At 56.4% G+C, this 16,994-nt stretch carries 11 protein-coding genes; 1 reads left to right on the forward strand and 10 read right to left on the reverse strand.

The window, feature by feature from the left end; genetic code table 11:
* Window positions 1-104 precede the first annotated feature (104 nt).
* Entirely contained in the window at window positions 105-1,436 is a 1,332-nt protein-coding gene (gene argA / locus HWQ15_RS03465) for an amino-acid N-acetyltransferase (protein WP_022649227.1), read from the forward strand.
* A 33-nt stretch (window positions 1,437-1,469) separates the two neighbouring features.
* Here the strand turns inward: argA and recD are convergent, their stop codons facing one another.
* The 10 genes from recD to lgt form a co-directional block, all read right to left on the reverse strand.
* A complete protein-coding gene (recD, locus tag HWQ15_RS03470) occupies window positions 1,470-3,290 on the reverse strand; it encodes an exodeoxyribonuclease V subunit alpha (protein ID WP_045308829.1) in 1,821 nt (606 codons plus the stop codon).
* A complete protein-coding gene (gene recB / locus HWQ15_RS03475; RefSeq protein WP_063215952.1) occupies window positions 3,287-6,829 on the reverse strand; it encodes an exodeoxyribonuclease V subunit beta in 3,543 nt (1,180 codons plus the stop codon). Before recB ends, recD begins: the two co-directional genes overlap by 4 nt.
* Window positions 6,826-9,708, reverse strand: coding sequence for a pitrilysin (ptrA, locus tag HWQ15_RS03480; protein WP_023298507.1), 2,883 nt, complete (start codon window positions 9,706-9,708; stop codon window positions 6,826-6,828). The genes recB and ptrA overlap by 4 nt, the downstream gene beginning before the upstream one ends.
* A 139-nt stretch (window positions 9,709-9,847) precedes the next feature.
* Window positions 9,848-13,222 carry an exodeoxyribonuclease V subunit gamma gene (gene recC / locus HWQ15_RS03485; protein WP_063148665.1) on the reverse strand — a complete coding sequence of 1,125 codons (3,375 nt, stop codon included), beginning with the start codon at window positions 13,220-13,222 and terminating at the stop codon, window positions 9,848-9,850.
* Between the two features lie 12 nt (window positions 13,223-13,234).
* A complete protein-coding gene (locus HWQ15_RS03490) occupies window positions 13,235-13,558 on the reverse strand; it encodes a prepilin-type N-terminal cleavage/methylation domain-containing protein (protein WP_023298509.1) in 324 nt (107 codons plus the stop codon).
* Window positions 13,543-13,941, reverse strand: a complete 399-nt coding sequence (locus tag HWQ15_RS03495) for a DUF2509 family protein (protein WP_058676760.1) — start codon at window positions 13,939-13,941, stop codon at window positions 13,543-13,545. Before HWQ15_RS03495 ends, HWQ15_RS03490 begins: the two co-directional genes overlap by 16 nt.
* Entirely contained in the window at window positions 13,938-14,498 is a 561-nt protein-coding gene (locus HWQ15_RS03500) for a prepilin peptidase-dependent protein (protein WP_063148666.1), read from the reverse strand. Before HWQ15_RS03500 ends, HWQ15_RS03495 begins: the two co-directional genes overlap by 4 nt.
* Window positions 14,489-14,953: a prepilin peptidase-dependent protein gene (locus tag HWQ15_RS03505; RefSeq protein WP_023298512.1), complete on the reverse strand. Its 465-nt coding sequence runs from the start codon at window positions 14,951-14,953 to the stop codon at window positions 14,489-14,491. Before HWQ15_RS03505 ends, HWQ15_RS03500 begins: the two co-directional genes overlap by 10 nt.
* A gap of 184 nt (window positions 14,954-15,137) precedes the next feature.
* Window positions 15,138-15,932 (reverse strand): thymidylate synthase, encoded by a 795-nt coding sequence (gene thyA / locus HWQ15_RS03510; RefSeq protein WP_006811817.1) that lies wholly within the window; start codon window positions 15,930-15,932, stop codon window positions 15,138-15,140.
* A 6-nt stretch (window positions 15,933-15,938) separates the two neighbouring features.
* The gene (gene lgt / locus HWQ15_RS03515) at window positions 15,939-16,814 is read right to left on the reverse strand and encodes a prolipoprotein diacylglyceryl transferase (RefSeq protein ID WP_022649236.1); all 876 of its coding nucleotides are present in this window, start codon (window positions 16,812-16,814) and stop codon (window positions 15,939-15,941) included.
* Window positions 16,815-16,994 lie beyond the last annotated feature (180 nt).

Here is a 16,994-nt window from a genome sequence, read left to right on the forward strand (position 1 = left end):
ACTTATTATTTTCTGTGGATCGCAGAAAATTTTGGCTTGCACACGCGGCCACAATCGAATAAAAATACATAAATAACGAATAAACATTCATTAAGGGTTGTGTCATGGTTAAGGAACGCAGAACCGAACTGGTCCAGGGATTCCGCCATTCTGTTCCCTATATCAACACCCATCGGGGGAAAACCTTTGTCATCATGCTTGGCGGCGAAGCCATTGAGCATGAGAACTTTTCCAGTATCGTCAATGATATCGGCCTGCTGCACAGCCTCGGCATCCGTCTGGTGGTGGTGTATGGCGCACGTCCGCAAATCGAAGCCAACCTGGCCGCCCATCACCATGAGCCGATCTACCACAAACATACCCGCGTGACGGATGCGAAAACCCTCGAACTGGTCAAACAGGCGGCGGGTCTGTTGCAGCTCGATATCACCGCCCGCCTGTCGATGAGCCTGAGTAATACGCCGCTGCAGGGCGCGCACATCAACGTGGTGAGCGGCAACTTTATCATCGCTCAGCCGCTCGGCGTGGACGATGGCGTGGATTACTGCCACAGCGGCCGCATCCGGCGCATTGATGAAGAAGCCATTCACCGCCAGTTAGACAATGGCGCGATCGTCCTGATGGGACCCGTTGCCGTTTCCGTAACGGGTGAAAGTTTTAATCTGACCTCGGAAGAGATTGCCACCCAGCTGGCCATCAAGCTGAAAGCGGAAAAAATGATCGGCTTTTGCTCCTCACAGGGTGTCGTGAACGATGAGGGCGTGATTGTGCCAGAACTTTTTCCGAATGAAGCCCAGGCGCGCGTCGAAGCGCTGGAAGCACAAGGCGATTACTATTCCGGTACCGTGCGTTTTCTGCGCGGCGCCGTCAAAGCGTGCCGCAGCGGGGTACGCCGCAGCCACCTGATCAGCTATCAGGAAGACGGCGCGCTGTTGCAGGAACTGTTCTCCCGGGACGGGATCGGTACGCAGATCGTAATGGAGAGCGCCGAGCAGATCCGCCGTGCTACCATCAATGACATCGGCGGCATTCTGGAGCTGATCCGTCCGCTGGAACAACAGGGCATTCTGGTTCGCCGCTCCCGCGAGCAGCTGGAGATGGAGATCGACAAGTTCACCATCATCCAGCGAGATAACCTGACCATTGCCTGTGCGGCGCTTTATCCGTTCCCGGAAGAGCAGATTGGCGAAATGGCGTGCGTTGCCGTGCACCCGGATTACCGTAGCTCCTCGCGGGGGGAACTGCTGCTTGAACGCGTGGCGGCACAGGCGCGCCAGATGGGTCTGAGCAAGCTGTTCGTGCTCACCACGCGCAGCATTCACTGGTTCCAGGAGCGCGGCTTCACGCCGGTGGATATTGATTCTCTGCCGGAAAGTAAGAAAGAGATGTACAACTACCAGCGCCGCTCGAAGGTGTTAATGGCGGACCTGGGATAACAATCACCCTCTCCTGTCGGAGAGGGTGATTACTCAGACAGATTCAAAAATCGCGCTTAATCCGCTTCTGCGCTCGGTGCGAGTGGCAATCGCCTGTCCCAGCACGCGTTCATCCGCATACAGCGACAGACGCTGGCGCGCACGGGTAACGGCGGTGTAGACCAACTCACGGGTTACGACCGGCGAAAGCTGTGTCGGCAGGATCAGCGCCGCATGGTTGAACTCTGAGCCCTGAGACTTGTGTACCGTCATCGCCCATGCCGTTTCATGCTCTGGCAGACGGCTGGGCTGGACGGACTTCACGCTGCCGTCCGGTAGCTGGAACCAGACGCGCAAACCGTTACCGCGATCGAGCGCAATACCGATATCCCCGTTGAACAGCCCCAGCGTACTGTCGTTGCGGGAGATCATCACTGGCCGGCCTTCATACCATCGCGAATGCTGCTGACGGTTAATTTTGCGTTTCTGCACGAGCAGCTGCTCCAGCCTGTCGTTCAGGCCCGCAACGCCGAACGGCCCTTCCCGCAATGCGCACAGAAGCTGGTATTCGCCAAATGCGGCAATGACCTGCCCGGGCTGACTGCGCTGCTGCACGCAGCTCAGAAAACGCTGGTATCCCTGGAGAGCCTCCTCAAGCATAGCCTGATACTCTTCCCCGCTTTGCAGCGATTTCTTTTCAATGTCAGTGAAAGAGCCGTCAAACACCGTGCGCGTGGCATGCCGATCGCCACGGTTGACCGCCGCAGCCAGCTGGCCGATGCCGGAGTCGCTACCGAAACGGTAGCTTTTTTGCAGCAGGCACAGGCTGTCACGCAGTGCGCCTGCGACCGGCGAGTGATCGGGTTCAAGCGAGCAGCCGGTCAGGCGGGCAAGCTCCTGCGCCCGCGCGGCGGTATAACCGTAGCTGGCGTAGGTACATATATCCCCCAGTACCGCCCCGGCTTCCACGGAGGCGAGCTGGTCGCGATCGCCCAGGAAAACCACGCGCGCATGCGGCGGCAGAGCATCGATCAGGCGCGACATCATGGTCAGGTCAATCATGGAGGCTTCATCCACCACCAGCACGTCCAGATGCAGCGGATTACCCGCATGGTAGCGCAGCCGCTGGCTACCCGGCTGCGCGCCGAGCAGACGGTGCAGGGTACTCGCTTCACCCGGGAAAAGCGCAAGCTGCTCCTGAGTGAGCGGCAGCTGTTGCATCGCACCGCCCAGTGATTCGGTCAGTCGCGCCGCTGCTTTCCCGGTGGGCGCCGCCAGACGAATACGACATCGCTGCTCGCCTGATAGCTGGATCAGGGCTGCCAGCAGCTTTGCGACGGTCGTGGTTTTCCCGGTCCCCGGGCCACCTGAAATCACCGAAATCCGCCGCGTCAGGGCGACGGCCGCCGCCACTTTCTGCCAGTCTGTAGGCTCACCGGAGTCAAACAGCCTGTCCAGTGTCTGGCGAAGCTGCGCTTCGTCGCAGGGAAGCGGCGCGTTGGTCTCACTAAAGAAACGCGCTACCGTCAGTTCGTTTCGCCACAGACGGTTCAGATATAAGCGCTCCCCCGTCAGGATCAGCGGCGCCTGGTTTTCTCCCGGCCCGACGGCCGACGATTCGCGCAAAATTTTCTGCCAGTCCACCCTCTCCCCCAGCAGCGCAAAGCAGGACTGGAGGACAGGCGACATTTTCTCGTCAACAACCAGACGCGAGAGCGGCAGACACACATGCCCCTCTCCGGCGTCTTTACTCAATAGGGCAGCGGCAAGCATCACGGCGGGCTGGTCAGCGGCAATCATCATGGCAAACTGCACATCCAGCTGACGCAGCACGCGTTGCTCTACCGCTTCCAGCAATAAGTCCTGCATCGTCATGCCATCTCCTCCGTGTTTGCTGCAAACAGGTTATCCATTTTATTAATCAATTCCGCATCCGGACGGGTGCTGAAGATCCCGGAGCGCGGATCGGCAGCGTCGACCCCGCGCAAGAAGAGGTAGATGACGCCACCAAAATGATCGTCGTAGCGGTAATCCGCAATACGGTGGCGCAAATAGCGGTGCAGCGCTAGCGTGTAGAGCTGATATTGCAGATCGTAGCGATGCATTTGCATGGCTGCCGCCATCGCCTGCTGGGTATAGGCTTCGCTGTTCTCGCCCAGCCAGTTCGATTTGTAATCCAGCAGGTAGTACCGTCCTTCGTGACGGAAAACCAGGTCGATAAAGCCTTTCAGCATGCCCTGCACTTGACGGAAGTTCAGCGGCGGGCAACCGGCTGAGAGCGGATCGTACTGACGGATAAGCGCATCGAGCGCGTCGGCCTTAAGCGGGCCTGCGACAGGCAGATAAAACTCCATCTCAACCTGCTTATTTCTGGCCGTTAGCTGACGAAGAGCGAAGCCCTGCTCAGTCAGCGGTGCCTGCAAAATGGCGTTGATCCAGTCAGTGAGAACGGGCTGCCAGTGCGCGTCATAGCCCCCGCTCTGTAGCATCTTCAGCACCCACTCCTCACTGACAGGCTGAGTAAAATCAAGCTCTTCAAAGAGGCTGTGCAAAAAGGTGCCCGGAGACGCGCCGCGTGGGAACTGATGCGGAGTTAACGTCGGTTCAACCGGAATATCACCCACCCCTGCGGCATCCACGTCCAGCTTCGGCATGAGATCCAGCGCAATACTTTGCCCATGCTGTTGCAGGCCAGAATAGCTGGTGACGCGCCAGTCGTCGGCAAGCACCCGCGTGATCTGGCGCGCATTAAGATCGGTCGCGGGCTCTTGCGCCATTTGCCAGCGGCTATTGTCTGGCAGAGACGGGATATGCAGCGCGATATCGTCACCGCAGAGCGACTCAATGCAGAGGCGCAACCCCGCCGCATCTTTCGGCTCGCCACGCTGAATAAGCCGCCCTAACGCGCTTAAATGGAAATCGCTTTCCCCTGTTTTCTCCCCGCGACGGCGGAAAACCGGGGCGACGCCCAGGCTGCAATGCCAGACAGAACGGGTCAGCGCCACGTAAAGCAGGCGCAAATCCTCCGCCAGACGCTCCGCTTCTGCCAGTTCAACGCTGGTCTCCGCCTTGCTGAGATCGAGCACCGCATCGAAAGTCTCGCGGTCATGGTAAAAGGCCTGATCCTGAACCCGGTAGTTCGCGATGAAAGGCAGCCAGACCAGCGGATATTCGAGACCTTTGGATTTGTGAATGGTGACGATTTGCACCAGATGCTTATCGCTCTCAAGACGCATCTGCTGGCTTGAAGAGTTACTGTTTGGATCCGCGATTTGCTGCGCCAGCCAACGCACAAGGGCATGTTCACTTTCAAGCTGGGTACCCGCTTCCTGTAACAGTTCGCTGATGTGTAAAATATCGGTCAGACGCCTTTCACCGCCGGATGTCGCCAGCATATTTTCGGCAATCTGACGCCGTGTCATCAGCTCGCGCAGCATCGCCATGACGCCGCGCTTTTGCCAGCGTTCACGGTAATGGACAAACTCTTCTACCACCGCATCCCATGCGTTTTCGTCATGGTTGAGTTCATCAATATCCCGTGCGTTCAACCCCAGCATAGAACTGGCCAGCGCGCTTCGAAGCGTATTTTCGCGCTCCGGCGCCAGCACCGCCTGAAGCAACCAGAGCATTTCCTGGGCTTCCAGCGTGTCGAACACGCTGTCGCGGTTAGAGAGATACACTGACGGAATATCCAGCAACGTTAGCGCATCGCGGATTAACGCCGCTTCCTGACGACTGCGCACCAGCACGGTAATATCAGAGGCCTTTACAGGATATGCCTGTTCCCCCTTCCACAGTAGTGCCTCGCCGCGCGCGCCTGCGCTTAGCCAGTCACGGATTTGCGCGGCGCAGTGCTGGGCCATCGCCGCCTGATAATCGGCAACGCCATAGCCTTCCCCCTCAAGCAGCCAGAAGGTCATGGCGGGTTGTACCGCACCGCTGACTTCGAAGCGCAGGGATGCGTTTTTTGGGGCGGATTTCACCGGCAGGAAAGGGATTTCATTGAACATAAACGCCGTCTCCATACGGCTGAACAGCGCATTGACGCTCTCAACCATCCCCGGAGCGGAGCGCCAGTTGGTATCTAACGTGTAATGCGCGACCACCTCACTACGGGCTTTCATATAGGTGAAGATATCTGCCCCACGGAAGGCGTAAATGGCCTGTTTAGGGTCGCCTATCAGCAGCAGGGCAGTGTCGGGCTGCTGTCGCCAGATGCGGCGAAAAATGCGGTACTGCTGGGGGTCGGTGTCCTGAAATTCGTCAATCATCGCCACCGGAAAACGGGTACGGATCGCGCTGGCGAGCGCTTCACCATTCTCGCTGGACAGGGCTTCGTCCAGGCGGCTCAGCATGTCATCAAACCCCAGCTCGCCCCGGCGACGTTTTTCGCGCGCGACTGCCTGGCGGATCTCCGTCATGGCGCGGGTGATCATCAGGTCATTGAGCGTTAATGGCTCCGCAAGCAACGCTTCAATCGCCACAAACAGGGGATGCTCAGGCACAATACCGTCGGCTTTGGTTCGCTCGGTCAAAAAGCGCTGCGAAAATTTTTCCAGTGCGTCCGGAAGCTGGTAACCCCGCGTCTCCTCCTGGGCCCAGGCGCTGATCTTTTCGATCCACTTCCCCTGGTTCCCACGGTTGAACTTGCGTCTGTCGATGCCTGAGTTTTCGATGATTGCATCAATTTCACCAACCGACTCATTCCACTTCTGCTTAAGCGCGGTAATTTTGGCGACGATCTTTTCATGGCGCGAGGCCAGCGTTTCATCGGCAGGCGGAGGAGATTTAATGACCGGCGCTTCGCCTTGCAGGTAACGGTCGATGGCGCGAAGAAGCTCTTCCGGACCTTTCCACAGGGCGTGAACCGCTTCAGCAATGTCGCGCTGCAACGGATAACAGTGACGACGCCAGAAATCCGCACAGGCCTGATAGCGAAGCTCGAATTCATCTTCAATAAGCTGCTGCTCAAAGAGCATGCCGGATTCAAACGCATTCAGGCTCAGCATGCGCTGACAAAAACCGTGAATGGTGAAGACGGACGCTTCATCCATTTGCCGTTCGGCCAGCAGCAGCCATTGCGCAGCCTGTTGCTTATCCGCAATCTCGTCCAGCAGGCACGCGTAGAGGGGGTTATCCGTCGTCTGACGCAGACAGGCGATGCGCAGCTCATGAATGTTGCTGCGAATACGGCCACGCAGCTCGGCAGTGGCCGCTTCGGTGAAGGTTACCACCAGCAGCTCTTCCACGCTTAACGGGCGCGAAAAAGCGGCGTTGCCGCCGAGCCCCAACAGCAGACGCAGATAGAGCGCGGCGATGGTATAGGTTTTTCCCGTTCCCGCTGAGGCTTCAATCAGTCGCTCACCCTGTAGAGGTAAACTTAGGGGATCAAGCGGCTCAGCGGTATGGGTCATTCTTTCTTACTCCAGGGCATAGTTTGTTGCAGCGCGCTGACGCTCTTCCAGACGGTCCACTCTTTTGATTTTACGTAGTCCGTTTTCCCGTTCTGGCTGCCAGAAACCTGAGACAGGATGGCCATACCCTGCGGTTTAACTACCGCCTGATGGAAGAAATCGGCAACTTTTTGTGGCGTCAGCTGTTTTATTTCGGCCACTATTTTATCACGCGAATCAAATTTCATATTACCGCGATCAAAATCTTTGCTCAGCTGCGAGGCCTCTTCACCCAGCGTCTGCGGCGGTTGCATCACCTGGGCGATAACCGCCTGCTGGATCTGGGCAAACTCTTCCGGCTTCATGGCGCGCAGTTTTGCTTCCGCCTGCGGGAAGAATGCCTGATAACGTTGCCACAGGTAAGCAGGTTGTTTGTCGCTGCTTTGCAGAAGGAAGCCCAACCCCCACTGACGGCCCACATTCATCGAGAAAGCGAATACCGCATAACCCAGCTGCTCTTCGGTGCGCAGCTGGTTGTAAAACCACGGCTGAATAATTTGACCGAGCACCGCACTCTGGGCAGAGCTGGTAAATTCGTCATATCCGACAGGGACAAACACCGCGGCCAGCGCGGAATCCGTGCTGCTTCCCGCTTTTTCGAAGATCGCATTCTGCTTTTTCTCTACCAGCACATCCTGGTTACGGCACCACTCATCGCCTTTTGAACCCAGTTGCGCACGCACGTTTTGTGCCAGCGTTTTAGCCTGATCTTCGCTCATGTTCCCTACAACCAGGAACTCCGGACGAGTATTGGTTTTCAGCGAATCACGGTAAGCCAGCACCTCTTTTAAGGTGACTGAGGGCAATAACGCGCGGCGATCTTCGCGCTGGAAATAAGGAATTTGGGACAACATCTGTGCTGGCATAATCGCCTGATCGTAGGCTTTACCCTTCTCGGCAGAATCCATCATCTGGGCATACCAGGACTTAGCCTGCTCGAGCTGTTCTTCCGTAGGCGTATAGCTGAAATAACCGTCCAGCAGCGCCTGGAACAGCTGCGGCAAACGCTGGGTATAGCCGTTGGCATTCACCATCAGACCGTTATTGGCATTGGTGGAGAAACTGATACCGCCAACGGCAGCCTGGTTGCTGAGCTGATCGAGGGCAATACCGGCCAGATAATCGTTAAGCGCAAACAGCACCTGGTTTCTGGCGCTGTCCATTGCTTTAGGATTACGCAGCACTACGCTGACATCCGCTTTTGGCTCGTCGCCGAAATAGCGGCTTGGGGTGTAGACCACGCGCAGCGTCGGCTCATCAACAATCAGCTCCGGATGCGGATAGGCCTTTGCGGGTTTGATCAGCGAGAAATCGTCCGGGATGTAGGGGTTAAGCTCCGGTAACTTCAGCGCAATTTCCCCCGCCTTTTTCTGCCAGCCCGCGAAGGTCTGTTCGCTGATTTTTTCAACCTGATACGGGGCATCAACGAAGTAGGCCATTTTGTTATGCGGTTCGTTCGGGCTGATATACCAGACGCGGGCATTCTGCGGAGTCATCATCGCCAGACGCGCTTTGAGCGCCCCGGCGTCATACTGATCGGCAATATTTACCGCATCCAGCGTATGTTCCACCGGCACGCGGATCATGGTATCTGCCAGCCACTCGACGTAGTCCATATCACGCGTAATAGAGGGATAGCGGAAATCGAGATCCAGCACGTGCGCCAGCTCGTCGAAGTAGCGTTTATCGACGCCTTTGTCGCGCAGCAGAGAGAGATAACTGAAAATGGCCGCAACGACGTCGTCACGGTGAGCCAGCCCTTTATCGGTCAGCGTCGCGGAGATGGCCAGCACGCCGCTATTCCCGTTTACGACGGGATCGGAGTCAGCGCGAATACCTTCCACCAGCCCCTGCTTTTGCAGCCAGTCGGAGAGCGTACCCGGGCTGCGGTTACCGATAAGATAAGTCACCAGCTCGTCGGTTTTGCTGCGGAACTGCGCCGTGTTGTTATCAATACGGAATTCAACGCGTAACACCTTGCGCGGCAAGGCCGGCACATAGTGAATAACAATGCCTTTTTGCGCGTCCGTGACAACCGGCACGTTAATCTGCGGCAGATCGATATTTTTATTTGGCACCCTGCCATAGGTCTGCGCAGCCATGTTTGCCAGCGTCGGCAACGGTTTATTGCTGTAGATAACCGCTTTCATCAGATTGGCGGAATAGTATTTTTCACGAAACGCATGCAGCGCATCGAGCACCGGGCTACCCGGCTTGTCGCTCAGCGTTTCAAGGTTGCCGCCTGAGAAGCGCGAACCCGGGTGCGCCGGATTGATGGTTTCAGCGCTAACCTGCGCCATGCGCATACCGTCTCGCGTGCGCGCCATCGTCAGTTCGGCGTTTACGGCGTTGCGTTCCCGGTCAGCATATTTTTTATCCAGCAGCGGTGCGGCTATGGCATCCGCCAGACGGTCCACCGCCCCGTCAAGCGCATCATTTTCCACTTCCAGGTAAAACGCGGTACGATACGGCGCAGTGCTGGCGTTGTGGCTGCCGCCATGCATTTTCAGAAATTCGGACAGGCTGTCAGGCTGTGGGTATTTTTTAGACCCCATCAGCGTCATGTGCTCAAGGTAGTGCGCCAGTCCCGGATGGGCGTCAGGATCTTCCAGCGATCCGACCGGCACAACCAGTGCGGAGAGCGATTTAACCGCCTGAGGATCGGAAACCAGCAGCACGGTCATCCCGTTATCAAGACGAATCGCCTGATACTGACGGGTGTCCTTATCGCTCTTACGGATTGTTTCCTGGACAGGTTGCCAACCGGAATCGGCCTGAGTGACGGGAGCCCAAAGGGCGATAAACAAAACAAACGCTTTGAACAAGGTGCTGCCTGGCATTACGACCTCTTTATCACGGCTACATCATTAACAACGTGCGTGCTGGACACGCCAGCATCTCTTTCTCTGGGTACATCAGTCCGTGATAAGAGGTGCATCATAAATGAACACCCCGTGCTGTGCAATTTTTATACAGCACTCAGGACTGCTTAAATTTGAACAACGGTAACAGGTAGCGTTGCGCCTCTTCCGTGATAATGTCGAAATATTCTGGCTCCAGCGTTCGCCATAAACGTTGATACCAGACATCGTCGCCCTCGCCACGTACCATCATGTTCCCTTCGTAGGCCTGCAAAAACTTGCTGCGCGCTTTCTGGAGCGAAGCCTCATCCGTTAACATGGCATCATTCTGCGCGTCGTAACAGGCTTTTATCCATGCCCCCCCACTTTCAGGCAGCAAAAGCAGAGGCTTGTTCATGCCCTGACGATAACCTTCAATATAAAGCGACAGATACGTCAACGCCTGCTCAGGCTCCATCGGCGGGAAGCGCCACTCGCCGTCCTTACGTACAAACAACCGGCTTTCACCTTCGTGACCACTCGCACTGTAGACAAGATGTTCGAGCCAGAGTTGCAGGCCATGTGAAACGCTGATCATAGATGGGCGCCAGCGCAGCAGCCCGTCAGACTGCACGTGCGTGAGCCAGCCGCTGAGGTGCATACCGTTACAATCGAGATCAATTTCAATGCTGCTCGCCGGTTGCCGACACGCGATAACCCGGTCAGCAAGCGCTTGCATCTCCTCACACTGGGCATCCCAGACGATTTCGCCGAACGCACCATACGGCAGTAATCCCGACGCCCTGTAACGTCGGAACAGTTTACTGGCGTCTTCTTCGTCAACCAGCGCATTCAAAAGCTGGGAATTAAGCTTAAAACGCTCCAGTCCATCAAGAATAAACGGTTCCGCATCAGGGATTTCGCTCTCTTCCGAGCGGAAGTTCACCTGCAAGCGTTGCTGGAAAAAAGCCCGAACCGGATGGGCCCAAAAGCGCTGCAGCTGCTCAAACGTAAGGGTGTCTATGGCGCGCGGTTCGAGCGCCTGAATGAAATCGGTTTGCGGTGTGCCCGCGTTCTTCGCAGCGGGAAGCCACTCGCGGGCGTAGCTTTGCAGTTCATCAGGAACGTAATTGACAGGATCAAACGGCATACGGCTATGGTGACAGGTAATATGCGCTTTCACCCGACGTTCGCTTTCGTCGCAGTTACAGGCCTCATCGCCCGGCAGATAGTGACTCTGCCCGATGTAGTCCACCAGCTCCTGCACCAGCACGGACGGGAAACGCTCGCTGTTGTCCTGAATTGAACGGCCGATATAGCTGATATAAAGCCTGCTTTGCGCAGACATCAGCGCCTCAAGGAAGAGATAACGGTCATCATCGCGGCGGCTGCGGTCGCCCCGCTTCGGCTGTGCGCTCATGAGATCAAAGCCCAGGGGTGGCAGCGCACGTGGATAAATACCGTCGTTCATGCCAAGCAGACAGACTACTTTGAACGGGATTGAACGCATCGGCATCAGGGTGCAGATATTCACCGGCCCAGCAAGGAAGCGCTGGCTGATGCGCTCCTGATCGAGACGTTGCGTCAGCTCATCACGCAGAAGCGAAAGGGGAACCGCCTCGTGATAGTGCGAATTAACCCCCTCATCAACGATGGCCTGCCACTGCTTCTCGATAAGCGCCATGGCGGCTTCCGTTTCGCTGTCCGGCAGGAAGAAGTCATTTAGCATTTCGCGGCAAATCGGCAGCCACTCTTCGAGTGGACGGGGCTGCATCAATGCACGGCGCCAGCGGTTGAGCTGCATCAGCAGCGAGGCTAAGTGACCAACCAGTTCCGCAATTAACCCACTGGACTCATCGTACGGCAGCACGTCATTCCATTCGCCGTGGATGCTCTCCATCGCATACCCCAGCAGCATACGCGTCAGGCCAAACTGCCAGGTATGCTGGCCAGTCGCGGGCAGCTCAAACTCCTGGACGTTATCATCGTCGATTCCCCAGCGGACGCCGGATTCGTTGACCCACTGGCGCAGGTAGCGCAAGCCCTCTTCGTTAATGCTGAAGCGTGCGGCCAGAACAGGCACATCCAGTAATGCCAGCACATCCTCAGAGATAAACCGGCTATCAGGCAGCGAAAGCAGGCTGATAAAGGCCTGTAGCGCCGGGTGTGACTGACGAGCACGGCGGTCAGAGATCGCGTAGGGAAGATAGCGGTCGCCCGTTGCGCTGCCAAATACAGCCTGAATAAACGGGCTGTAGCTGTCGATATCCGCCACCATCACCACGATATCGCGGGGTGTCAGGGTTGGGTCGTCCTGCAACATGGCCAACAGGCGGTCATGAAGAATTTCAACTTCACGCTGTGGGCTGTGGCAAACGTGGATCGCGATACTGCGATCGTCAGGATCCAGTTTTCGCTTCTTATCGCTTCGCGCAAACTCCTCGGCAGTGATCCCGGCCACGGCACGGTTTTCTAAATCCAGAATATCAAGCTGAATATTGTGCAGCAGGCTGTCCGGCGTAATATCCGCAAACGCGTCCACGTCCCCCTCTCCCGAGGAGGTGATATCTGAAAGCAGATAAATATAGTCGCGCCCCAGCTTGCCCCACGAGGCAAGTAGCGGGTTCGGCAGGTTCTGAATCCCCTCTTCATCGAAAAGCTGCGCCGCGTTTTCACTGTCTTTAAACAGCGGCACGGCGCGTTCCTCAAAGAGGCGTTTACGCTGGCGGGTGACCAGCCGTGAAAGCCAGCGCGGATCCTGAATATCTCCCCAATAGTGCCGACATGGGTTGGTAAAGAGGATATGGATATCAATGTGCTTACCGAGCGCTTTTAGCGCGTTCAGGTAGACAGGCGGCAGCGCGGAGATACCGCAAATGAACACGCGTGACGGCAAACGGGCTGGCCGTTCTGCAGTGTTCTCGAGTATTGAGATAAAGCGATCGTACAAGTTAGCACGGTGCCATTTAGGCTGACCGAGCTGCCCGGTATGCTCGACCAGCGCTTTCCAGAGCGGCGCCTGCCAGATTTGCGCTTCCGGTAACCCATCGACTAATTCTCCCGCTTCCCAGCGAATCAGCCATTCTGCGCGGTAAACCAGATACTGGTCATAGAGGTCAGCAGTGCGTGAGGCCAGCTGAAAAAGTTTGCGCTTGTCGGTGTCGTCATTCAGATAGTGGCGCAGCATGGCGAACTCATCATGCTCCAGCATGTCCGGCAGCAGCGTCATCAGTTTCCAGGCCATGCTTTGTTTGTTGAAGGCACTCTGCTCAGGAATATCCGGCAGGACGCGTACAAACATCTCCCAGATAAAGCTCGCGGGCAGCGGAAAATCGATATTCGCCGCAATGCCAAACTTCTGCGAAAGGGACATTTGTAGCCACTGCGCCATACCGGTGCTCTGCACCAGCACCATTTCTGGCTCAAACGGATCGTCAAGACGCTCTTGCTCAACGATATACTCCATCAGTGCTTCCAGCACATCCAGACGATTTGAGTGGTAAACCCTTAGCATAAACGCTCCCGACTAGCGGCTAACCGGGCAATGCAGACGCGTCAACGCGCCCTGCCGCCCCAGAGGAGAAATAAGTGTGACCGTGATGCTGACACATCCGGACTGTGTTGTCTGCCCCCGACTGACCTGCCAGCCCGGCGGGAGCGTTAATGTTGAGATCTGCGACTGATTCCACGCATGATGCCATAGCTGACGATACTGGCTAAGCGCCGCATACCGGGCTGCCAGCGCGCGATGATATCCGGATAACGCCGTCACAACTACAACCAGCAACATCATTGCCAGCAAAACCTCAACCATGCTAAATCCTTTTTGTCTGCTCAGGGTAACTGACATAGCGCACTTTCCTTAAGGGGGCAGAAGTCGCTCCAGCCGTGGGCAGAAAAGCGTATTTGTCCTTCCGCGATATCCCCGCCTCGCCATAGCAACAGATCGTCATTTCCGGCAACAAGCAAAACACGCTCCTCAAACAGCCTTACACAGACCCGCAGACCTTGTGTCTGCTTGCACTGAACCTCTGGCTGTAAAGCCCAGTCTTGAACGCGTCCCCACTCCAGTGCAGATTGCAAGGCAGCCTGCTGGCGAACAGACAAACTCTCGCCATTCACCAACGTACTAAAGGTTTGCAACTGCTGGTTTAATCCGGTGAGGATCAGCGTGCCGAGCACCAGCAATAGCAGGACCAGCGCCAGCGATGACATGCCCCGCTGACGATTCACAGATTAAACCCCGTTACGGTGTGGCGAGCCGAAAAGGGTGCGGTCAGTTCACCTTTGCGGCGGGCACGCAGCTCGATACTGATGACCGGCGCAAAGCCAGCACGATCGGTTTTAGTGACCATAAACTGCTCTATCAGGACCCGATCCGGGTCAGTGAGCTTATCCCATCCCTTACCTTCACAGGATGTCGCGCCCCGCAGCGTTTCGAGCGTTCCGGACTCAAGCCGGAATCCCGTGCTGTCATTTTCTGACGCGGTGCTATCCCACTGGCCGTTGCTGTTTGCATCCCACTGCACAATTGCACATCGTCCTTGCCTGCCGATGATCACCCCCTGCCCCTGGCAATGCCCTGCACAATATCCTGCTCGCTGGAACTGTTTACCCATCGCAAGCAGGCGTTGCCACACCTCATCTTCCAGCTCCCGTTGCCCGGATTGCAGTAAAACACCCCGCTGTAGCTCCGGTAAAAAACGTGACGTGCTGAGTAACAGAATGCTGCTTATCGTCATCGCAATCAGGACCTCCAGCAGGGAAAACCCTTTTTGTTTTACTGGCATAGACTTTCTCCTGCGGCATTACACAGCCTGATACGCCCACCATTTGAGACAATAACCCACCACGCACCGGCGCGGCTCTGCACGCGAATATGTCCGGCCCATGCGGTATCCCTTAAGCCGTAAAATCCCAGCGCAGGCGTTACGTCGCTCAGCGTGACCTCCGGCCATAACGGTTTCATCACGAACGGGCCGCCGCTGTCGCAGCCCGGGACCACAGCGCTGACAAGGCAGGCCTGATTCCCGTCAGCGTGAAGCGCGATCCTGTGCTCGCTGTTGTGACGATTTGCGTCGTTTCGTAAGAACGCCAGGTAATCCCGCACCTGACAGGCTGTCTGCCAGAGCCGCTGCCGCTGTTGCCAGCTGTCCCAGCCATAAAGACCCGTCGCGCTGAGGATCACAACCAGCGAGATGGCGAAAAGGGTTTCGATAAGCGTAAAGCCATGTTCGTTTTTCATGGCGGAAGTGTGGCGGAATGGCAGAAAAGGCACGAGCGTTAAACCAGAACATTACGAGCCGCTTTCCGGAGATTTTCACCCGTTGCAACGCGTTACATCGTCTCTGGAAACAGGCTCGAAGAACAAAACGAGCGCGAAAAAAAACCGGCGCTAAAGAGCACCGGTTGTGTCAGGATTCGCCGTATCAGATGGCGACAGGGGCTTTGATGCCAGGATGCGGGTCGTAGCCTTCAATCTCGAAGTCATCAAAACGGTAATCGAAGATCGAGTCCGGTTTGCGTTTGATCACAAGCTTCGGCAATGCACGCGGTTCGCGCGTCAGCTGGAGATGCGTCTGTTCCATATGATTGCTGTAGAGGTGGGTATCACCGCCCGTCCAGACAAAATCGCCCACTTCAAGATCGCACTGCTGCGCCATCATGTGCACTAACAGCGCGTAGCTGGCGATGTTAAACGGCAGGCCGAGGAACACGTCGCAGGAGCGTTGATACAGCTGGCAGGAGAGTTTGCCGTCCGCCACGTAGAACTGGAAAAACGCGTGGCAAGGCGCCAGCGCCATTTTATCCAGTTCACCCACGTTCCAGGCAGAAACAATGATACGGCGCGAGTCCGGGTCATTTTTCAGCTGGTTCATGACGGTCGTGATCTGGTCGATATGGCGGCCGTCCGGGGTAGGCCACGCGCGCCATTGCTTGCCGTAAACCGGCCCCAGGTCGCCGTTCTCATCTGCCCACTCGTCCCAGATGGAGACATTGTTTTCATGCAGATAAGCAACGTTGGTATCGCCTTGCAGGAACCAGAGCAGTTCATGAATGATCGAGCGCAGATGGCAGCGCTTCGTCGTCACCAGAGGGAAGCCTTCTTGCAGATTGAAGCGCATCTGGTGGCCAAAAATGGAGAGCGTACCGGTGCCGGTGCGGTCGTTTTTCGGCGTGCCCTCGTCGAGCACTTTTTTCATCAATTCAAGATACTGTTTCATGATTCCTCAGGAAAGTTGTTGCTGTGGACGACGACGATACGCCCAAATCATCATAATGGCACCCGCGACAATCATCGGAATGGAGAGGATCTGCCCCATGCTGATGTACTGTACCCACTCGCCGGTAAACTGTGCATCCGGCTGGCGGAAGAACTCGACGATGATACGAAACGCGCCGTAGCCAATCAGGAACAGACCAGAGACTGCCCCCATTGGGCGCGGTTTGCGGATATACAGATTCAGGATGATAAACAGCACCACACCTTCCAGCGCCAGCTCATAAAGCTGAGACATATGACGCGGCAGAACGCCGTAGGTATCGAAAATGGACTGCCACTCAGGATGCGAAGGCAGCAGCGCGATATCCTCTGCGCGGGAGCCCGGGAACAGCATGGTAAACGGCACGCTCGGATCGACACGCCCCCAGAGTTCGCCGTTGATGAAGTTGCCCAGACGCCCTGCACCCAGCCCAAACGGGATTAATGGCGCAATAAAATCAGCCACCTGGAAGAAGTTACGTTTGGTGCGTTTGGCGAAGATAACCATCACGAGGATCACACCAATCAGTCCGCCGTGGAAGGACATGCCGCCGTCCCAGACGCGGAACAGATAGAGCGGGTCGTTCAGGAATACCGGGAAGTTGTAGAACAGGACATAGCCGATGCGCCCGCCCAGGAATACGCCAAGAAAGCCAGCATAAAGCAGGTTTTCCACTTCGTTCTTCGTCCAGCCGCTGCCCGGACGACTGGCGCGACGACCAGCAAGCCACATGGCAAAGACGAAGCCCACCAGGTACATCAGTCCGTACCAGTGAAGCGCTACAGGTCCTATTGAGAAAATAACCGGATCGAATTCCGGAAAATGCAGATAACCACTGTTCATCTGTCACCACAAGATGTTGTTATTCCGCTGAAAGTGGACAGCGGCTGAATTGCATTCCCGCCGTTGGCAGGTGCTCCAAAGTTGCGAATCATAGCATAAGGCAGGCGCGGAGGATGCGCCTGAGATGTAAAAGATGTGTATAGGGTTTTATGCGCGCTGTTCCCCCTCACCCCATTCCTC

The organism is Enterobacter sp. DSM 30060, from assembly GCF_013375955.1.
GTDB lineage: Bacteria > Pseudomonadota > Gammaproteobacteria > Enterobacterales > Enterobacteriaceae > Enterobacter > Enterobacter intestinihominis.

Bases quoted from the DNA above. Each gene is read 5' to 3' on its own strand.
- HWQ15_RS03490 (WP_023298509.1), bottom strand. From the start codon at position 13,558: ATGTCAGTTACCCTGAGCAGACAAAAAGGATTTAGCATGGTTGAGGTT.
- thyA (WP_006811817.1), bottom strand. From the start codon at position 15,932: ATGAAACAGTATCTTGAATTGATGAAAAAAGTGCTCGACGAGGGCACG.
- HWQ15_RS03500 (WP_063148666.1), bottom strand. From the start codon at position 14,498: ATGCCAGTAAAACAAAAAGGGTTTTCCCTGCTGGAGGTCCTGATTGCG.
- argA (WP_022649227.1), top strand. From the start codon at position 105: ATGGTTAAGGAACGCAGAACCGAACTGGTCCAGGGATTCCGCCATTCT.
- recC (WP_063148665.1), bottom strand. From the start codon at position 13,222: ATGCTAAGGGTTTACCACTCAAATCGTCTGGATGTGCTGGAAGCACTG.
- lgt (WP_022649236.1), bottom strand. From the start codon at position 16,814: ATGAACAGTGGTTATCTGCATTTTCCGGAATTCGATCCGGTTATTTTC.
- recD (WP_045308829.1), bottom strand. From the start codon at position 3,290: ATGACGATGCAGGACTTATTGCTGGAAGCGGTAGAGCAACGCGTGCTG.
- ptrA (WP_023298507.1), bottom strand. From the start codon at position 9,708: ATGCCAGGCAGCACCTTGTTCAAAGCGTTTGTTTTGTTTATCGCCCTT.
- recB (WP_063215952.1), bottom strand. From the start codon at position 6,829: ATGACCCATACCGCTGAGCCGCTTGATCCCCTAAGTTTACCTCTACAG.
- HWQ15_RS03505 (WP_023298512.1), bottom strand. From the start codon at position 14,953: ATGAAAAACGAACATGGCTTTACGCTTATCGAAACCCTTTTCGCCATC.